This is a genomic window from Candidatus Bathyarchaeia archaeon (assembly GCA_035935655.1).
Lineage (GTDB): Archaea > Thermoproteota > Bathyarchaeia > 40CM-2-53-6 > 40CM-2-53-6 > 40CM-2-53-6.
On sequence record DASYWW010000011.1, the window covers coordinates 1 to 16,682 of the forward strand.

The 16,682-nt window shown below is 50.7% G+C and carries 22 protein-coding genes; 7 read left to right on the top strand and 15 right to left on the bottom strand.

What is annotated here, in order from left to right:
- The coding region (locus tag VGS11_00140) for a hypothetical protein (protein ID HEV2118509.1) at nt 1-507 on the bottom strand (507 nt) is incomplete at its 3' end.
- Between the two features lie 571 nt (nt 508-1,078).
- Nucleotides 1,079-1,276, bottom strand: a complete 198-nt coding sequence (locus tag VGS11_00145; GenBank protein ID HEV2118510.1) for a hypothetical protein — start codon at nt 1,274-1,276, stop codon at nt 1,079-1,081.
- Nucleotides 1,277-2,012: 736 nt separating this feature from the next.
- Between VGS11_00145 and VGS11_00150 the strand changes: the two genes are divergently transcribed.
- On the top strand, nt 2,013-2,279 hold the full coding sequence (locus VGS11_00150; GenBank protein ID HEV2118511.1) for a hypothetical protein: 267 nt from the start codon (nt 2,013-2,015) through the stop codon (nt 2,277-2,279).
- Nucleotides 2,280-2,283: 4 nt separating this feature from the next.
- Nucleotides 2,284-2,442 carry a hypothetical protein gene (locus tag VGS11_00155; protein ID HEV2118512.1) on the top strand — a complete coding sequence of 53 codons (159 nt, stop codon included), beginning with the start codon at nt 2,284-2,286 and terminating at the stop codon, nt 2,440-2,442.
- Between the two features lie 192 nt (nt 2,443-2,634).
- Here the strand turns inward: VGS11_00155 and VGS11_00160 are convergent, their stop codons facing one another.
- Together VGS11_00160 and VGS11_00165 are read right to left on the bottom strand one after the other, a co-directional pair.
- The gene (locus VGS11_00160; GenBank protein HEV2118513.1) at nt 2,635-3,651 is read right to left on the bottom strand and encodes a serine protease; all 1,017 of its coding nucleotides are present in this window, start codon (nt 3,649-3,651) and stop codon (nt 2,635-2,637) included.
- A gap of 26 nt (nt 3,652-3,677) precedes the next feature.
- Nucleotides 3,678-3,860, bottom strand: a complete 183-nt coding sequence (locus tag VGS11_00165) for a hypothetical protein (protein HEV2118514.1) — start codon at nt 3,858-3,860, stop codon at nt 3,678-3,680.
- A gap of 266 nt (nt 3,861-4,126) precedes the next feature.
- On the opposite strand from VGS11_00165, the gene VGS11_00170 reads away from it, so the two are divergent.
- Together VGS11_00170 and VGS11_00175 are read left to right on the top strand one after the other, a co-directional pair.
- The gene (locus tag VGS11_00170; GenBank protein ID HEV2118515.1) at nt 4,127-4,765 is read left to right on the top strand and encodes a hypothetical protein; all 639 of its coding nucleotides are present in this window, start codon (nt 4,127-4,129) and stop codon (nt 4,763-4,765) included.
- Between the two features lie 208 nt (nt 4,766-4,973).
- Nucleotides 4,974-5,699, top strand: a complete 726-nt coding sequence (locus tag VGS11_00175; protein ID HEV2118516.1) for a hypothetical protein — start codon at nt 4,974-4,976, stop codon at nt 5,697-5,699.
- A 396-nt stretch (nt 5,700-6,095) separates the two neighbouring features.
- Here the strand turns inward: VGS11_00175 and VGS11_00180 are convergent, their stop codons facing one another.
- The 7 genes from VGS11_00180 to VGS11_00210 all read right to left on the bottom strand — a co-directional run bounded on the left by VGS11_00180 (nt 6,096) and on the right by VGS11_00210 (nt 9,437).
- Nucleotides 6,096-6,320 (bottom strand): hypothetical protein, encoded by a 225-nt coding sequence (locus tag VGS11_00180; GenBank protein HEV2118517.1) that lies wholly within the window; start codon nt 6,318-6,320, stop codon nt 6,096-6,098.
- Nucleotides 6,321-6,326: 6 nt separating this feature from the next.
- A complete protein-coding gene (locus VGS11_00185; GenBank protein HEV2118518.1) occupies nt 6,327-6,464 on the bottom strand; it encodes a hypothetical protein in 138 nt (45 codons plus the stop codon).
- Nucleotides 6,461-7,078: an HNH endonuclease signature motif containing protein gene (locus VGS11_00190; protein ID HEV2118519.1), complete on the bottom strand. Its 618-nt coding sequence runs from the start codon at nt 7,076-7,078 to the stop codon at nt 6,461-6,463. The genes VGS11_00185 and VGS11_00190 overlap by 4 nt, the downstream gene beginning before the upstream one ends.
- A 171-nt stretch (nt 7,079-7,249) precedes the next feature.
- Complete coding sequence (locus tag VGS11_00195) at nt 7,250-7,456, bottom strand: hypothetical protein (GenBank protein HEV2118520.1); 207 nt, start codon at nt 7,454-7,456, stop codon at nt 7,250-7,252.
- Between the two features lie 197 nt (nt 7,457-7,653).
- The gene (locus tag VGS11_00200; protein ID HEV2118521.1) at nt 7,654-7,848 is read right to left on the bottom strand and encodes a hypothetical protein; all 195 of its coding nucleotides are present in this window, start codon (nt 7,846-7,848) and stop codon (nt 7,654-7,656) included.
- Nucleotides 7,845-8,987 carry a tyrosine-type recombinase/integrase gene (locus VGS11_00205; GenBank protein ID HEV2118522.1) on the bottom strand — a complete coding sequence of 381 codons (1,143 nt, stop codon included), beginning with the start codon at nt 8,985-8,987 and terminating at the stop codon, nt 7,845-7,847. Before VGS11_00205 ends, VGS11_00200 begins: the two co-directional genes overlap by 4 nt.
- Nucleotides 8,988-9,101: 114 nt before the next feature.
- Entirely contained in the window at nt 9,102-9,437 is a 336-nt protein-coding gene (locus VGS11_00210; protein ID HEV2118523.1) for a hypothetical protein, read from the bottom strand.
- A gap of 535 nt (nt 9,438-9,972) precedes the next feature.
- Here VGS11_00210 and VGS11_00215 point away from each other — a divergent pair.
- Genes VGS11_00215 through VGS11_00225 form a run of 3 tightly spaced genes read left to right on the top strand, consistent with a single transcriptional unit; the run spans nt 9,973 to nt 12,208 of the window.
- Entirely contained in the window at nt 9,973-10,917 is a 945-nt protein-coding gene (locus VGS11_00215) for an aldo/keto reductase (GenBank protein ID HEV2118524.1), read from the top strand.
- Nucleotides 10,918-10,943: 26 nt separating this feature from the next.
- Complete coding sequence (locus VGS11_00220; GenBank protein ID HEV2118525.1) at nt 10,944-11,546, top strand: DUF309 domain-containing protein; 603 nt, start codon at nt 10,944-10,946, stop codon at nt 11,544-11,546.
- 56 nt (nt 11,547-11,602) lie between these two features.
- On the top strand, nt 11,603-12,208 hold the full coding sequence (locus tag VGS11_00225) for a hypothetical protein (protein HEV2118526.1): 606 nt from the start codon (nt 11,603-11,605) through the stop codon (nt 12,206-12,208).
- Nucleotides 12,209-12,421: 213 nt separating this feature from the next.
- On the opposite strand, the gene VGS11_00230 is transcribed toward VGS11_00225, so the two are convergent.
- From VGS11_00230 to VGS11_00245, 4 genes are all read right to left on the bottom strand, one after another.
- The gene (locus VGS11_00230; protein ID HEV2118527.1) at nt 12,422-13,273 is read right to left on the bottom strand and encodes a proline dehydrogenase family protein; all 852 of its coding nucleotides are present in this window, start codon (nt 13,271-13,273) and stop codon (nt 12,422-12,424) included.
- An 82-nt stretch (nt 13,274-13,355) separates the two neighbouring features.
- A complete protein-coding gene (locus VGS11_00235) occupies nt 13,356-14,462 on the bottom strand; it encodes an iron-containing alcohol dehydrogenase (GenBank protein HEV2118528.1) in 1,107 nt (368 codons plus the stop codon).
- Between the two features lie 36 nt (nt 14,463-14,498).
- Nucleotides 14,499-15,674 carry a homogentisate 1,2-dioxygenase gene (locus tag VGS11_00240; protein HEV2118529.1) on the bottom strand — a complete coding sequence of 392 codons (1,176 nt, stop codon included), beginning with the start codon at nt 15,672-15,674 and terminating at the stop codon, nt 14,499-14,501.
- Nucleotides 15,671-16,681 (bottom strand): fumarylacetoacetate hydrolase family protein, encoded by a 1,011-nt coding sequence (locus VGS11_00245; GenBank protein HEV2118530.1) that lies wholly within the window; start codon nt 16,679-16,681, stop codon nt 15,671-15,673. The genes VGS11_00240 and VGS11_00245 overlap by 4 nt, the downstream gene beginning before the upstream one ends.
- Between the last annotated feature and the right edge of the window lies 1 nt (nt 16,682).

The following is a 16,682-nucleotide window of genomic DNA, read 5'->3' on the forward strand; positions in this document are numbered from 1 at the left end:
AAGCTGTTCAGTCGCCTTAAACGCGGTTTCCTTCGCGAGTATCTCCTTTTCCTCTTGCTGAGTCTGCTCCCATTCCTTGGCTATAGTACTCCCGACTCTAAACGACAAGTAGTATGCTACCACGCTCATAAACAACAGAAGCAATCCAAACAAGTTTGCCCAAGTAACGACTAGAACCCCGCTAACTGAAAGCCATTGCCAGGTAGTCAATGCGAGGCTGTCAACTATGTAGCCTGTATAGATCAGGATACCAATTGCGATCACGCCAAAGACTGACACCTTCAGAAACGATCTTCGGGCATACAATCGATCCCAGCCGAAATAGGCTGTAGCCCCGATGATTACGACGAAAGTCCATAGCCCAGCAATTAGATACTTGATTGGTTCTGGTGCGCCGGCCAAGTCAGCCCCAAGTATGGCCGCCCAAAGCGTTCCAAAGTATGTTATATCTCGCAGTATTTCCTGTCGCTTCGGGCGTTTCTGTGGAATAGCCGTTAGCGTCGGCATAGATCATGATATCAACGAATAAGCTAATGTAAGTTGCCTGCCGAAAAAATCTGGATGTTTACAATAGTCCAGGGAGGAGACGAGAGGGGCCTACGTACGACGTACCGCCTCCCCCGGCATAGAATTGACACGTTCGGATAAATATTCCAGAGCCCTTCGCATTTCCTCGTAAACAGCGGTCAGCTCCAACTTCATGGTCTCGAACTTCGCAATGCACCCGTCGTGGACGCACTAACTGACTCAAAGCCGTCCTTGCTCCTAGCATAGATCTTCTTTCCGTCGCCTCTACCCCACACTTTCAAAGAGACCCGCTGACGACACAGCACACAAAACTCCATGCTCTTCTGCCGGAATGGTTCTGCTCTCTCTCACTTAACAAATCTCACGCCTCGCCTAGCTTATGGGAGCCCTTTGTCAAGTCAGAGGTTGCAAGAATCAGCCAGTGTCACTTTGTCCCGGCTGTGTGAAATTCTTCTGCGAGAAGCATGGTCGTGAGCATGAAGAAGCAGTCCGTGAAATGAGAGTAGAGGCTATGTTCCCAGCGGGAACCCATCCCCCTTCTGAATAGTTTTCACTCCTCGGGATCTTCGTCGTCAACTTCAGTGTAGTAGCTATCCTTTCCGCAGTTTGAGCACCTACAATCCACTCGAATAGTGCTCCTCATGACTGATACAGTCTCCTTCCACTCTTCAGTTCTGATGACGTCCTCGTCACGGTTCTTGATCGTTTTCTCTCTCGGGAAGAGCTTCTGGACTGTTCTCCTATCCACTACAGAACTGCTCTTCTTTTGAAGAAACCCTTTCTGTCCACAACCGGGACATCTTCTACCGAAATTTCTCTGAAACCAGTTACGAGTGTCTACTCTTCCAAGCATAGAGGAGGAATTTGGACTTTCGCGCTCTTAAACACCGCTTGTAGGTACTCGTTCGAGTTTCTCTACTACTAATCAAAGTCCCCTGTCCTTACCTTACCTATGCTATCCCCATGTCAGTTTGAAGGTTGCATAAGTGGATCACTTCTATGCTGTGACGACTGTCACAAATGGTTCTGCACGAAGCATTATCGTGAGCATAGAACGGAGAACCTAGTGGAGACTTCCAAGGAGACTCCAAAACATTAGTTTCACTTTCACTCCCGAAGTGGAGGGTAACACCTTGTATTACCACTGTCGGGTGTGAAAGGTGTTAAATGTCTGGTAGTACGAGATAAATGATCCAGATCAGCGCATTTCACTGACCCAGAATATTTCAGTGGGCACGGGCGAGCATCGGGTTCGAGACCGCCGGTCTCCGGCGTTCCAACGCCCGAAGTCACCGCCTCGCCCGGCCCGATTCACCATACGCGGACTAACTATATACGATGTTCTACACGGTAGAAACTGAAGGTATTCCAAATTTGATTTTGGATTACTTTCAGTCGGGGTCTCTGTTCAAATATCGTGTGTTCGATTTGGTTTTCTGTTTAGAATCATTTTATGGAGGCAAGTCAATCGTAGTGGTCTCAAGATGGGAATAGGGATAGAGAAACTCGCCATCGAGATCGAAGAGACAGCGAACGGTGTCTACCCGAGCGATAGGCCGCAACGGGAACTTCTCGTTAGCAAAGCTAGGAAAATTCAACAATTATCTCGACGAAGAAGGAGTGGTGTAGCGGAGCGGGTGGACGCTCTGATCTGTCACAAGTGCGACCTGCCTATGACGTTCAGTGAAGCAACAGGGAAATATCGTGTCTTTAGCTCTGGGAATTGCGGGAATAGAGTCGGAGTGTTGTAGCTTCATGGGAATCGTAGACACGATAGTTTGGGTCTACTCCAATGTTGACCCGTGGCGCATACTCGGCTGGATAGCTGTCGTGTTCACGATAGTTGCTATCCTCTTCGTTCTAATCATGGCTGCTAGCGGCAGAATACGGCTCACAGAAATATCAATACCCTAGTATCCTCGCGTGGAGCCCACGCTCCGGTTACTCGACACCTCAGCTAGCCGTACCCACTGTTTATCTGTCAGATTGGCTCCTCCAAGTCCAGATCAACCATGCAAAGCATGGCTTACTCAGCGTTTGTCTACACAGAGAGATGTGTCAACCCGAACTCTTTTGTGGCAAACGACGCCCTAATCTTGGCTAACGTCAGTTTTGAGAAGGACCTGGAGGCAGGGGAGGAGACGGAGTTGCAGGGGATAGGGCCGTGGGCTGCTGAGAGATGGTAAGAGCAAGTTGTCTGACCCATGCATTGCCCAAGTGGTTCTCGATCAGCTTCATGGTAGGAGTCCCGTTGAATGTGAGACTGGTAGCGTGAAAGACGGACAACACTAGGTCTTCGAGCACCGGGTCCTTCTCCAGATCATCGACAACGAGTCCGTAGGATCGTGCCTGATCCCTGCCGATGTGTCGTGCATGAGTTTTGAAGGTGGCGTGCTTCGCTAGCCGCTCTGCGACCATTCCCGCTTTCCATCTCCCGTTCTTCTGGCCGTGAAACATGAACCTTGCAAGCCAGCTCCTGACAAGTTCCCGGGATAACTTCAGGGCTTCCTCGCACTGAACAAGTAATGCAGGCCCGTATTGGGTGAGCATTGGGACCCATGCCCCGAGGTTGTTTCTATCTCGACATTCCTTCTTTGCGAGTGCGAATTGGTCCAGTATTGCCTGTGCAGGGCTAGACCCTCGAACTCCGCCCTCACCAATGACTGTGAATTGAGGATCGATAGGGCCAATCGACGACTGGGCACCCATAACAATCTTGTTTGCGGAGCAGGCAAGCATCGTCGCCGCCGACATCGCAGCATGAGGAATTATCACACGGACGTCCGAGAACTCGGACCGGATGTAGGTAACCAGTGCCTCAGTGGCTTCAGCAGATCCGCCTGGAGAGTGTAGAATGATATCTAAGCCGGTATCAGGAGAAAGACCTGTGAAAGCCTCCATAAAACCCTCCATGTCCTCTTCGGTAATCATTACTTGTTCCGGAGAAACGGGCACTGGCAAAGGGAGCGGGTGAGTCCATCGTGCAGCGTAAAGAACAGTACTTCTTCCCGTGTGTTGCTGGAGAGCTACTAGGTACTTCCGTCGGATCTCATCAAAGGCGATGGGACCCTTCTGTTGTTTGAGAGCGTTCAGCTCTTTGAGAATTGTCCCCCAAGGTGGCACTCTAAGCCCTGACCTTTGGGGCCCCACTAGGACGAGGAGTCTGAGACGGTCGAAGTAGCTTCGGGAAACCGGAGATATTGTTTCGCAGAGGCAACAGTCTCTCTATAGTGTTCATACATCTTCATGGTCTCGGCCACGCCCGGCAGCTCCATAGCTCTCTTGAGCATGACATCCAAATCCGTCTTAGAACTGACCTGTCGCGACCGCATACTCCTTCACTACTTTGGATGGCCCTTTCGCGTAATAAGACTGTCCCTGTGCCCGCGTCTCGACTCGACGGTTACTACCCGAAGCGAAGACTGGACAATCCCATTGGTAACAATCGCTATCCCATCACCTTCCGAATTACGATCTCTCGGTTATTCAAGCCGAACGTAGCTATGTCCTGTTTTGGAAAGATGATACTACTAGCCCAATTCTGCGGATCGAACGGCCTAACCCTCAGACGCCTTTAATTCATCTGACTATTTCAAGAGTGCACATCGAACCTGATGTCAGGACAGCACAAGAGAGGCCGGACGACGAGGATAGGAACAGTCATGCTGGCCGAATATTCTTAAAGGACAGATCAACGTTTCTTCTCCGAGAAATGTATAGACCGTGGCCTGAAGAGTCCCAGAAAGAACTCCGGAATGCTGTCATCGCTCTCTGGACTGTGATGTTCTTTGCATATTTTCTGGTTCCAGAGAATCTCACATTCCCACTGTTTAAGTTCCCGCTTCTGCTCCATCCGGTCTTCCTCGTCATGGTGATCTGCTGGGGCGTCTTCTTGTTCTTTCAAGTGCTCGCCCTGCTTCCAGTCGGCCGGGGAGCTAAGAGGGATGCGAGTGACTATTCTCTACTCTGGCTGACTCTTATTCCGTCAATATCATGGTTGTTTTGGGTGATCGTAGCACTTGACGTTACGTTCCCGTTCATTGACCCGATTGTAGAACCATTGTTTCTCGCAGGTGTATTAACCGCATCCTATCTCTTTGCGAACTACGTTTCCGAGGGACGGTTATCCGTCCAGTTGAGACGAGTTGCCGTCTGGCTCCAGGGCCGTGCCGTAACAAAAGCGAAAGCGGGCCGAGGCTTCCTGTTTTCAGCTTCGAGGCCGGGTCAGACGACATAGGCTGGGAAAAGATAGGGTAAATCTGTTGCCTTACCAGCAAAAGGCTGGCTAGCCCATAGGCTGATCTGGATTCTACCTTGAAAGAGGACTCTCACTTCGCCCAATTTCTCTACCAATGAGTCTGATTTCGAAGACCTCGATCTTAAGAGCTTCTCAGAGCTAAACTCCTGATTATGCTAACTCGTCAGGATTGGTAGAAGGTCGCGAATTGGCAGATGTAATGATAGACCCATCCTTGCTCTTAGCGAGGACCAAGGCGAAGAGAACTCTTGACCTTGTGGCGAGACTGAAGGAGTACCGCTACGAGTTCTATCTCTCTAAATCGTTTCTAGAATTTCTAAGCGCGATGGATGACAAATCTTGGCGGGGATATTTTGCTAGGTTTTACGGCGTTTTCCCTACGGAACGATTCGACCTCTTCAGTCTGATCCAGGAACATCGACAACTCTTTACGATCTTTGAAGTGCATATTGCTAACAAGGACGCACATCACGATTTCTTCGAAAGTCTCTCTTTGCAGTTACGTTCAAGGGAGAGAGAGGATAAGTTCTTGCTTAACACGTTGCTTGAGGAGTGGGTCTTTCTTCAGCAGCATTCTTGGATAGTCTCCAGAGTCAGGAAACCATTCAACCGCTTCATAGACGCAGGATCAGCCTGCCTGCACCTCGGCAAAGAGGTCGTTGACAAGCTGGAAAGAAGGACGCTTCATACGGGCGAGGATCACCCGCTCAGTAATCTGAGTCACCTAAGAGCATTTGGGAAATGGGCGGCCATCGGTGGGGACTCTGTTTTGTTCCTATTCAATCCACTCATGTCCGTTCTGGCAGGTTTAACGATCAAGGGATTCCTGTTGCTTGACCCCGCTTCCCTACGAATACCAGGAGGTAAATCACGACTATTTTCCCGACTTCATAATCCACATGAAGAAGGATGACAACACACAACTCAACATCATACTTGAAGTAAAGGGTTTCGAGGACGAGAAAGCACGGGCTAAGAAAACGGCAGCGCCAAAGATGGGTTGATGCGGTCAATCATTATGGCGGCTATGGCAGATGGGCATTGCACGAGAGCAAGAACCCCAATGTCATTGCCGCTCTCATCGATAAGATCGCTAGGATGTCATCCTGACCGATTTGACCAGCCCTGCTCGCTTGGCCCGGTGAAGAACGGAATGTTTCCCATTCAATAGACACGTGCTTCTATTCTGCCGGAAGCACTTTTTGGGGGGCGCAATAGGACTGTTCTTTGAATGGTTCTTTCGATTCGACTCTCGCCGACCTGACCGTTCTTGGACTCTATTCGCGGTCTTCAGGGGGTCTCCAATGGCTCACTCTGCCTCCTTCTTCAACAGAGACGGAAACTCGCCTCGCCTCGCTTTTGCCTCAGACTGCTTGGATTCTCCGAGCTGAGGGACCTTGAATTTGAATGACGGCCATCTGGTCCCCTTCGCCTCTTTGTCGGATCCAATATTGTGTAACTCACTGGAGAAGCCTTCGTTTTTCGACCGCCAACTAGGCCACCTGAACTCTTTCTTCCGTTCTTGTTCGTCCATTCAGTTTCACCTACCTCTCAACACCGACTCTGTGAGACTGAACCGCGACCATTTTTGCACCATCCGAGCAACACCCTTGCCTACGACAATTGCGGTGAAAGTCGTAGCCCACCCTAGATCAATCATTCTAAGTATCACACTCATTGTGGGATTCTCTTGCGCCCTAGGTACTGCTCGGTTCGAGTCTTACGGCCATCGCTAACCTGGCGTTCGGAGATAGTGAATGAGCCCTCAGGGGTGATCTCTCGATCAATCCACAATCTCACGACTGGCTGCGTTGATCCATTAATCTTGGCGATCCGATTCTCGGCTTCCTTCACAGTCACAGGTCCCAAGTCAAGCAAGCGATCAAGTGTCTTTTCAAAGTCTGTTTCGAGCTGGACATGACGCCGAACCTCGTAGGACGCGTTCACGTCGGGCCAAAGTGTTTCCTTCTTTCTCTCTACACTCTCCACTAGTCCCCGGGGATTGTGCTCTTGACAAGATAGTCGCAAATTCTCAGGGTTCCAGTTGTGCGTATTTCCGTCTCGATGATGAATCTGCCAAGGTATCTCTGTACAGTCAGTCCCATAGCACTTACCAGTCTGACGGTCTCTCAGGAAAGCTACCGCGATCTTGTAGGCTTGCGGAGAGAGTCGCGATCTGTATTTCTTTTTCTCTGCCTTCGCCGCGTCGAGAAGTACGGGTCCATTGGAAACAGGACCCGGTGCGTGACCTACGGTGTTCCGGTTTGATGGGCTCGCAGGCCCAGAGTCCACGCCCAGATCTTTGCTGGGCTTATTCTTGATTACTCATTTTGGTTGGGGTTACCGGAAGTTATTCTGGCCTTCCCCTATCCTCCAACGCGAGTGAGGCGAATTGCACAGAATTGCAAGATAAGCCTTTGCTGATGCGCCAGTAGCATCAGAGGTCGAATATTATGTCACTGCCTATTGAGAGTTGGGCGGGTTCTTGGGGTTGAGACGACGGTCGAGAATACTAGCAAAAGTCATGGCCGTACCATAGCTCGTCTCAAAGGTTGAGATTAGTTCCTTGACTATAACATACTTCCGCTTGCCTGTGGAGTGAATCAGGTCTTTGTGGTCACTGAGGACGGCTTCAACAATCTGTTTGTACTGGGGAATTATAGTGCCCATGGGGAAAAACTAGAGTGTGCGAAAAATAAGGTTTGTTAAAACAGATATAGCAATAGTATGGTTGAGAGAGCGTAGTTCCGAGAAATTCCTCCTCCCTCAGTAGTTGACCTGAGCGAGTGCACGCCCAAGCCGTATCTTTACACCAAAAAATATGGTTTGCCAAATTGACCCAGTACGAGGCCAAAGATTCGCGGTTACTAGGGCCCTAAGAAGAGATTCATGTTCGGCTTCTTGTTTCGACATCCGCTGCACTGAGCCTTGTGATACTTTAGCTCTGAGTTGAAGTCAGCGTCTAAGATTCCCCGAACCCCTGATTCTAGAACGAAGGCCCTGTGATCGAGAGCCACCGATAGTCGCCAGTTCTCGTCATAGAGACTTCTGACTATCTTCACTTGGATTCCTTCTTGCTCACCAGCTTTCGAACCAGTTTCTCCAATTGATCGATCCTATCTGCAAGCGGTTCGATGGTCATGGTCATCAGATCTGCGGAGTGTTCCTTCAACCGTTTAGGGACTAGCTCCTCAAGAGCTTCTCTTCTGCGTCTCTCTTCCTTGAGTTGCCTTTCCAGTTCGATGTTCTTCTCAGCAAGGTTGCCGAGCTCAGTTGTAACCTCTGGACTTGAGCCTTCAACATCCAGAAAAGCGTAGGCCTTCTCGTAGGCGGGTCTCAGAGTCTCCCATGTTCTATCTGTGTAGGACTTGGATCTTGCGTCAGGAAAGTGGCCCTCGAGCAATCGCTTTACGTCGAAGTCGAGCTCAGCTCTGTCGAGTGCCCCTTCGAAATATTTCCGGAATCCGTGATTTGGCTGGACCTTCGGGTCGATCCCTGCCTTCTCCTTGGCCCGCTGGACGACCTCTACTATGGTCGAGTACACCAAGTGTACGAGTCGAGCATCCGGTTTCGTGTCGACAAGCTTGTCCTTGATGCATTCGTTGAGTAAGCTGACTGTTCTTTTCCCGATAAAGGTGAAGCCCGCCTTCTTGGTTCCCCGGTAGAATTTCGGTTCAAACCTAACTGCGCAGGGAACCGTTCCAGCCTTGAGATCTTCCATAACGTGGTGATATTGGAGAGCAAGAATTGTATTGGCCCGAAGCCCTGTCTCGATTGCAATGTATGCATACAACTTGTGGACCTTGCTGTCCAAGTAGCCGAGTAGCTTCTTGATCTCCTCTCTTCGGTATCCTCTATGCCAATCTTCAGCAGTGTAGCTTAGCTTCTGTTTGGGCAGGTTGCGAACCCCATTATGAGTCAGGAAGCTACGCCCAGCAACAATGTAGTTGATCCTGTTGCTCTCTGTGAAGCCTTCTGCCGTCTTAACGATAAGATCGAGAGTGTCGAAACCGTCGGGACGTGTCTTCGCCCATTGAAGAAACTGATCCGGGTCCATAGAACTCGCTCGCTTGAACATGACCATATACCGTGGATAATTGACAAGTGTAGACCCTTCCAACTCTCGAAGCCATCTCTGAACACTCTGATAGCCCCTAATCTGCTCGAGATCCGCCTCTGAGATGTCAACTACTCTCGGCATTGCAACGTAAGTATGATATGAATCCTACACTTAAGGATGTGGAAAACTATGGCTTTTAGCCTAACTTAGTAGACAAAGAAAGGAGGTCCGCCCTATCGCCTAGGGCGGATTGAGCTAACGGCCTGAGGTATTGGAGGTGTTCACGGATGTACCTTTGAAGGTAAATCCGAGGAATCCTCCGATGAGGCCTAGGATCAATCCGACAAAGTTCATTGATATTACGGAGAAGACGAGCACGAGTATTGACCCTATTTTCCTCTGGGCCGCGTTGTTGTACAGCAGCCAAGAACCTACGAAGGTGGCTATGCCCGCGATGACGCTCCACGCCAAGGCCATGGTTCCAGTGAATATTGAAATGCTAATGGCCTGGATGGTTACGAAAGCTGTGACCAGGGTGATTAACCCTGCGAGCGCTGACAGCGCGAAGGCTGCTGTTGGCTTTGGCGACACGTTTACTGCCAAAGTTCATCCCGACAGGTAACTCACGCTTGTAGACTATCAACGAGCTGTAACCCCCGAACCCGCTCCCGGCGCACCCTGACGCACAATCAGGGCAAAGATTCCACAAAGCCTTGCTCCGTCCTACCTCTCAGATGCTCTTGTGTCTGTGAAGCCTGGCTCGTGGAGGCGGGCACCTGCTCTCGAAGGAAGAAGGGTCGGGCTGATAGGGTTGAACGTGGGGGTTTCCTGTGCTTCACGAAGGGCGGGGCGCGGGAAGAATAGACTCCTGGGGGGTCATGATTTAGTTAACAGAAAAGAAATAGTTAACAGAAAAAGAATTATTTGCAGTGGGTGAAAGCCATGGCCACCTCACTGGTTGGAAAGAGCATGTATCTTTGAAGGGACCAAGATTGTCCTTCAAGATGGGGTCCCATTTTGACGGCCGATGCAGTCTACGACATGAAGGAGAAGGGATCATCTTCTTTATCGATCTCATTCAAGGTTAATCTATTGAACCCCCAGTTGCCATTTTCGGAAAGTTCGAATGAAGTATAGAGTTCTGGGCAAGACCGGCCTGAAGGTCAGCGAAGTAGGCTTCGGCGCCTGGGCGATAGGCGGAAACGCCCACGGGAACAGCTACGGACCCACTGACGACAAACTGTCCTTAGCAGCTGTTGAAAGAGCGCTAGAGTTGGGATGCAACTTCTTCGATACGGCCGATGTATATGGCCACGGACACAGCGAGGAGTTGCTGGGCCAAGCTCTGAGGGGACATCGATCGGAGGTGATCATTGCGACGAAAGTAGGGGGCGATTTTTACCACGGAGCTCCTAAGATGAACTTCAACGCTGACTATCTTGAGTTTGCGCTGGGAAAAAGCTGCGAAAGATTGGGCTCAGATTACATTGACCTATACCAGCTACATAACCCGCCAACCCAGCTGGTCAAGGATGGAAGGGCCTTCAAGATTCTTGAGAAGCTTAAGGCCTCAGGAATAATAAGACACTATGGTATCTCGATTCACGATCCACAGGAAGGTCTTCTCGCGATGAGAAACGGCGAGCTAGGAGCCGTTCAAGTCGCGTTTAGCATCCTGCGACAAGAGGCCAAGAACCAACTCTTTCGCGAAGCAACTAAGAACAATGTCGGTATCATCGCGCGAGAACCGCTAGCGAACGGCTTCCTCGCAGGCAAACTGAAAGCGGAATCAAGTTTTTCCCAAGGAGATATCCGCCATACTTTTCCCCTTGAGTACATTTCCCAACTCACACTTGCAGCGGACAAGTTGAGGTTCCTGGAATCGAAGAATAGAACTCTCGCACAGGCAGCCGTAAGGTTCGTGCTCGACCACAAAGACGTATCGACGGTAATCCCCGGAGCAAAGACTCGTGAGCAGGTCGATGAAGACCTTGCCTCCTCTGAATCTCCCTCATTGACCGGGGAGGAACTTCTTCGAATCAAGTTCCTTAGGGATCAAGGGTTCAGCTAGTTCGGGCTGATCGAAACCAGGTGGGTATGATGAGATACCTCGTGAGGCTTGCAAACGACCAAGCCTACACGCCAAACGACGTTAAGAGTCTGGAAGCGAAGATCCGGGAATTACTGGGGTCTGCACATAAGATCGGAAACTTGAGGATCAGCGCCAATGCGATCGAGTTCGACTTCTTCGGCAACCAAGCAGATCTAAACAGATCCAAGAGCATCCTAGAAGCCAAGGTCTCAAAAGTGGTAACACTCAGATCCCTTGAATCCAGCATTCCTAAGAGAGAGGAGGGCGAAATGCTCCTGGAAGGAGTTGACTTGTTTAATCACGAGAGGTTCTGGGAAGCCCACGAAGTCCTAGAAGAGATCTGGCATCCTGCGAAAGGCGTCGGACGGGACATTATTCAAGGCTTGATCTTGACCGCTGCAGCACTCGTTCATTACCAGAAAAACGAAACAGCAATTTGCCTCTCAATACTCGGAAGAGCTAGAGGGAAACTGGGAGGGCTGGACCATTTCAAAGGTCTCGACATTAGACGCTTGAGGGAAAAAATCGGGAAGATGCTGGAGGATAAGATTCCCGAGTTGCTTGAGATCGAGTGGGTCAACGCGAAGACCCACGCGCCCGCCTTGTGAAGGGTATCTGTACCCTTTTAGCGGAAGAATCCAATTCGAACTGAAGGGAGGCTTCCATGGCATTCGTGAACATTGACAACAGATACTCCAGCGCTCTCGCCATGGTTGCCGGCATTATTCTCGCCTTAACGAGGCCGGTTCTATCGAACTTGGTGCCGGGTAACGCGTCGAATCCATGGCTTGGACTATTCACAAGCCTTTCCTCCAATGGGCTAACAGTTTTCTCGGTTCTAGCGGGTATCCTTGCGATACTCGTGCAGATCGGAGGAGTCACTGTCTTTCTAGGGGGCCTGCTGTGTTATGCAAACCATCTCAGGTTAGGAAAGGAACTTGTTGGAATTGGAACGACATTTGGACTGGTTGACCTTTTGACCTCGATACCATCCCTCGCATCGGGCAGGTACGGGCCTCCGCTCTGGATTGCCTGGGCAGGTCTCTTTTGCGCTGTCTTCGCAGACAGACACATCAAAGGTCCCAAAGATTCGTACGCTGGAGAGGTACGAAAACTCCTAGTTTCTCTTCGTTCCCGAATGGGCCGGGAAACGGCTTCGAAGAAGAAGAGGGAAAGACAGGCTCGTAGAGCGCGGGCGAGAAAGAGAGCTACGAGACTCGCGGGGACATCAGCGAGACCATACAAACTCGGCAGCAACAGCGACGACTAGAGCCAATCCTCCGCCTAGAAGAATCGATGGCGTGTGAAGATAGGCGAAACCTCCGACAACGACAATAAGGATTATGAGTAATACCAGAAGATCAGCGATGAAATCCTTGTCCACTTGATCCGTACTAATCGCCCTGTTTCTCAGCTTAATCTCGATGAGTGTTCAGCGGGCGCCTTGAAACTGTAGATAAGCTCTGCTCCGTCCACCTAGTAGCTAGCCGGTGATTGATCGTAGCAGGAGTAGAATGTTCCGTTTTCGTTCGCGCATTCTTCGCTTACTATAGTTGTACCACTCCGGTCCATAGGGAATGTACTCGCTTACCCGATATCCTTCCTCTATCAAAGATGGCTTGATGTCATCTCGAATGCCTTTCAACATCTGAAACTCAAAGTCTCGTTTATGATCTTTAGCCAGGTCTCTAGCCTTATCGATGAGTTTTCCGTCATGCGTTCCGATGGCGAAACGGTTTCCTTCTTCGAAGAGCGTCGCCATGAGCTTGAGATAGTTAGCGTCAACATCACTTCTTTTCTTGAAAGCAACTTCCTGGCTTTCGGGGTAGGCACCTTTCACCAGTCGGATTTTCCCCCCGCGAAGAACAAGGTCCCCGAGATCGGACTCGGTCCGTTTCATGTTTGCCTGAAGACAAACGCCCAAGCGTGGATGACTGGGAAGAATCTCCGAATACGTCTTTAGTGTCGCCTCTGCGTACGGTGAATTTTCCATGTCTATCCAGACAAACTGATCATAGGTTTCGGCTTTTTCCACTATTCGGAGGAGATTGGATATGTAAAGGGCAGGATTTGCGGCGAGCCCGATCTGGGATGGTTTTACAGAAATTGTGCCGTCGATTTTCTCTTGTTGTATCCTGTCGAGGAGCTTGAGGTATTCCTCGGTGTAGGCTTGAATGAGCTTCTCGTCTGGAGTATGCTCGCCTAGCCGGTTGAGGATTGCTCTGAGTTTTCTGTTGTTTACGTCGTGGGCAACTCTGATTGCGTCTTCAAGCGAGTATCCTGCAATCCATCTCTTCGCGACACGATAGAGAAGTCTTTCAGTCAGCCCTGGCATGAAATCAGACCTTGATATCCCGCAATCTTGGAACTGGACTGACCAAATTTCTTGACGATAAATGCTTTCAACTTGCCGGCGGCTAGAGAATGGACTCAAGAACTTCTAGTGCCGTAGAGAACTCCTCTGGCCCGGAGGCGTCTCTTGCAATCTGTGGTAGATCCTGACGCTTGATTCCGTAATCACGCAATCTCTTCGAGAGCCCGAGGTCTTTGACCAATTCTTCGACTCGATCGGCAGCGCACAGAGCTTGTTTGTTCTCGTTGAGTCCTATGGGAAGTCCTCCCTCTGCCTTCGCAATCAAAGCTAGCCTGTCAGGATGTTTCCGAGCCTGATGTCTCATCACCTCGGCAAGCGTCAGGCATGATGTGATGCCGTGAGGTATGTTCCAGGTGGCACCGATCACGCGGCCTATCGCGTGGCTTAGTCCGGTTCCTACGCTTTGGACTCCGGCGAAGGACATCCATGCCGCCATTTGACACGCAAGGCGCGCGGCCATCTCAGAGGGATTGTTCGTAGAATGTTTGAGATTCTGAAAAAGAAGCCTGATGGATTCGAGTGCCAGAGTATCGACGTATGGTTGGTGTCTGGGCGAGTAGATCGATTCCACTGCGTGGTCGAGGCTTCGTATTCCACTACAGGCCCAGAGCCAGGAAGGAGTATCAACTGTGACCTTCGGGTCGAGGAAGATAAAACGTGGAACAAGTCTTGAATCTCGAACGCCGGTCTTTCTTTTCGAGGTCTCATCGGTCATTCCTGCTGAGTACGAGAATTCAGCGGCTGAGAGGGTTGTCGGGATCGCGAGGTGAGCAAGGAGAGGTTTCGCGAAGTTTTCCGATAACTCCTTCACAACGACCTTTGTGGAGTCGATAGGGCTGCCGCCTCCAAGGCTAATCAGAGAATCCGCTCTAGCCATCTGAGCCTCGCTAACAGCTCGCTTTATGCCGCTAATCGGGGCGTGTTGTTTGATTCCGGAAAATACTCTCACGAGTCTCCGTCCCGATGCCTTCTCCACCGTCTCGACGAGTCTCGTCTTCTCCGCAATAGTCTGTCCTGTTACTACGAATGGACGTTGAGACTTGATCTTGTCAAGTTCTTCGGATAGTCGTGAAATTGAGCCGGGTCCAAAGTGGACCCGGTCGATGGGCAGGTAGGAATATTCGCCGCTGACGATTTGAACCTGGGACAAGAGCGTTAGCTTCGGACTTGGAAGAACGGGATCGGTCTATTTCTTGACCGGTGTCTGCCAGCTGAACGGATAGTTGGGATCGTCCAGCTTCTCAGCGACTGAGGTCACCTTCAACGGCTTCTTAGTCTCGATCATAATTGCCAGTTCGTTCGTAGAATCTTTTCCAATGCTAGCTTCCACGGCTCCCGGCTGGGGTCCATGGTGTACTCCTCTCCTGTGCAGCGTGAATGATCCTGCTTCGATTCCTCGACGGCTGCTGAAGTCTCCGCTGACATAATACAGGACTTCGTCGCTGTCAATGTTGCTATGGTTGTACGGGACGGGTATGGCTTGAGGGTGGTAGTCTAGTTTTCGCGGGACGAAAGATAGCACGTCAAACCCTGGTGCTTCGAAGGTCTGGTGGATCGGTGGCGGCTGGTGTACCCGACCGGTTAGGGGCTCGAAGTCGTTAACGTTGAAGATCCATGGGTAGAGATAGCCGTCCCACCCGACGACATCGATGGGGTGGTAGTCGAAAACATAGGACATCAACGAGTTGTCTATCTTGACCCTGACCTCAAACTCTCCAGGATCGTTATGTGGGACGAGTTTTTCTGGTCGACGGAAATCTCTGTCCGCGTACGGGGCCAGTTCTACCAACTGGCCGTAATCGTTTCTATATCGTTTTGGAACTTCAATGGGCCCCGCAGATTCGGTTACCATGAACCGATTGTCTTTCCCATCCAGGTTTATTCTGTATGTAGTCCCCCGCGGGGCGACGACGAAGTCTCCCTCGTGGAACGGCAGGATACCGAAGACAGATTCTAGGTTTCCTTTTCCTTCATGGATGAAGTATAGTTCGTCTCCTTGGGCGTTTCTGAAGAACCAGTCCATGCCGCGTGAAGGTCTGACGGTTGAGACGAACACGTCATCATTGTAAAAGAGTGGCTGTCGTCCTTCAATGGGATCCTTTGCCAATTCTGAGTTCTTGGTGCGGACGTGATGGTGACGATGGAGGTCGGGCTGCCAGCGAGTTATCGCGAGCTCCCTGAGTTTCTTGATGTGAGACACTTTCGTTGGCGGGTTGATGTGATAGAGGGTTGAGTAGACACCTGAGAAAGCTTCTGTCCCGAAAACCTCTTCCTGGTAGAGTGAGCCATCTGGTTTTCGGAATTGGGTATGCCTCTTGGCGGGGAGTTTGCCGAGGCTATGATAACTGGGCAATTCGGTCACTCTGACGTTTTCTCGGGGCGTATAACTTTGTTTCTCAACATTCCGAGTCTTTCGATCTCAAGTTCCACGATGTCTCCGGGTTTCAGCCAGGGATGCACCTCGGGTCCGAGTTCTAGGATGGACCCTGTTCCAACCGTTCCGGATCCGAACACGTCTCCCGGTTGAAGGTGAACGGATTGTGATGCACGCGCTATCATCTGAGGGAAGGTCCAATGCATTTTGTCCATGTTTCCCATTGAGAGTTGTTTGTTGTTGATCTTGGCGGTCATCTTGAGGTCAAACTTTCCCGGGCTGATCTTTCGGTCTTGCAGCTCGTCTGGTGTGACAAGCCATGGTCCTAGAGAGGTGGCGAAATCCTTTGCCTTAGCTGGGCCGAGCCCTATTTTCATCTCGCCCAACTGCACGTCTCGTGCACTCCAATCGTTCATTATGGTGTAGCCTGCGATATGAGCCTCGGCTTCCGTTTCTGGTATGTCGATTCCGCCTTGCCCGATTACGCAGGCAACCTCCAGTTCGTAGTCGAGAGTCTTCGTGTAGCCTGGATAGGGAACATTCTCTTCAGGGCCGTAGATTACATGAGGGTTGGAGTAGTAGAAGGCAGGGAACTCGTACCACTCTTGCGGCATCGGAAGGCCTCGTCGGGCTCGCGCGGCCTTTACGTGGTCTTCGAATGCATAGAAATCCCGTAGAGTTGGAGGATCTGGAATAGGAGTCTTGATGATAGCATCCTCCGTTCGAGTCATGAATCTGTGGACATTCTCCGGCGCGATTCTGTTGAAGATCCGCCAGGAAACTGACTGAAGATCATCCAAGAGTTTGGGATTCTTGGATAAGATCAGCTTGATCGAAGCTGCTGACGGCAGGTTTCGAATTGAACGTGGAGCAGGAATCTTCAGCTTATCGGCTATACTGGCAACCCGATCAAGGTCTAGTATCCATTCTCCCCACAGGAGCCCAGTGCGAGCCTTGGTCGGTGCTTTCTTTGTGTTGTAGGCGACCAGTTTCATC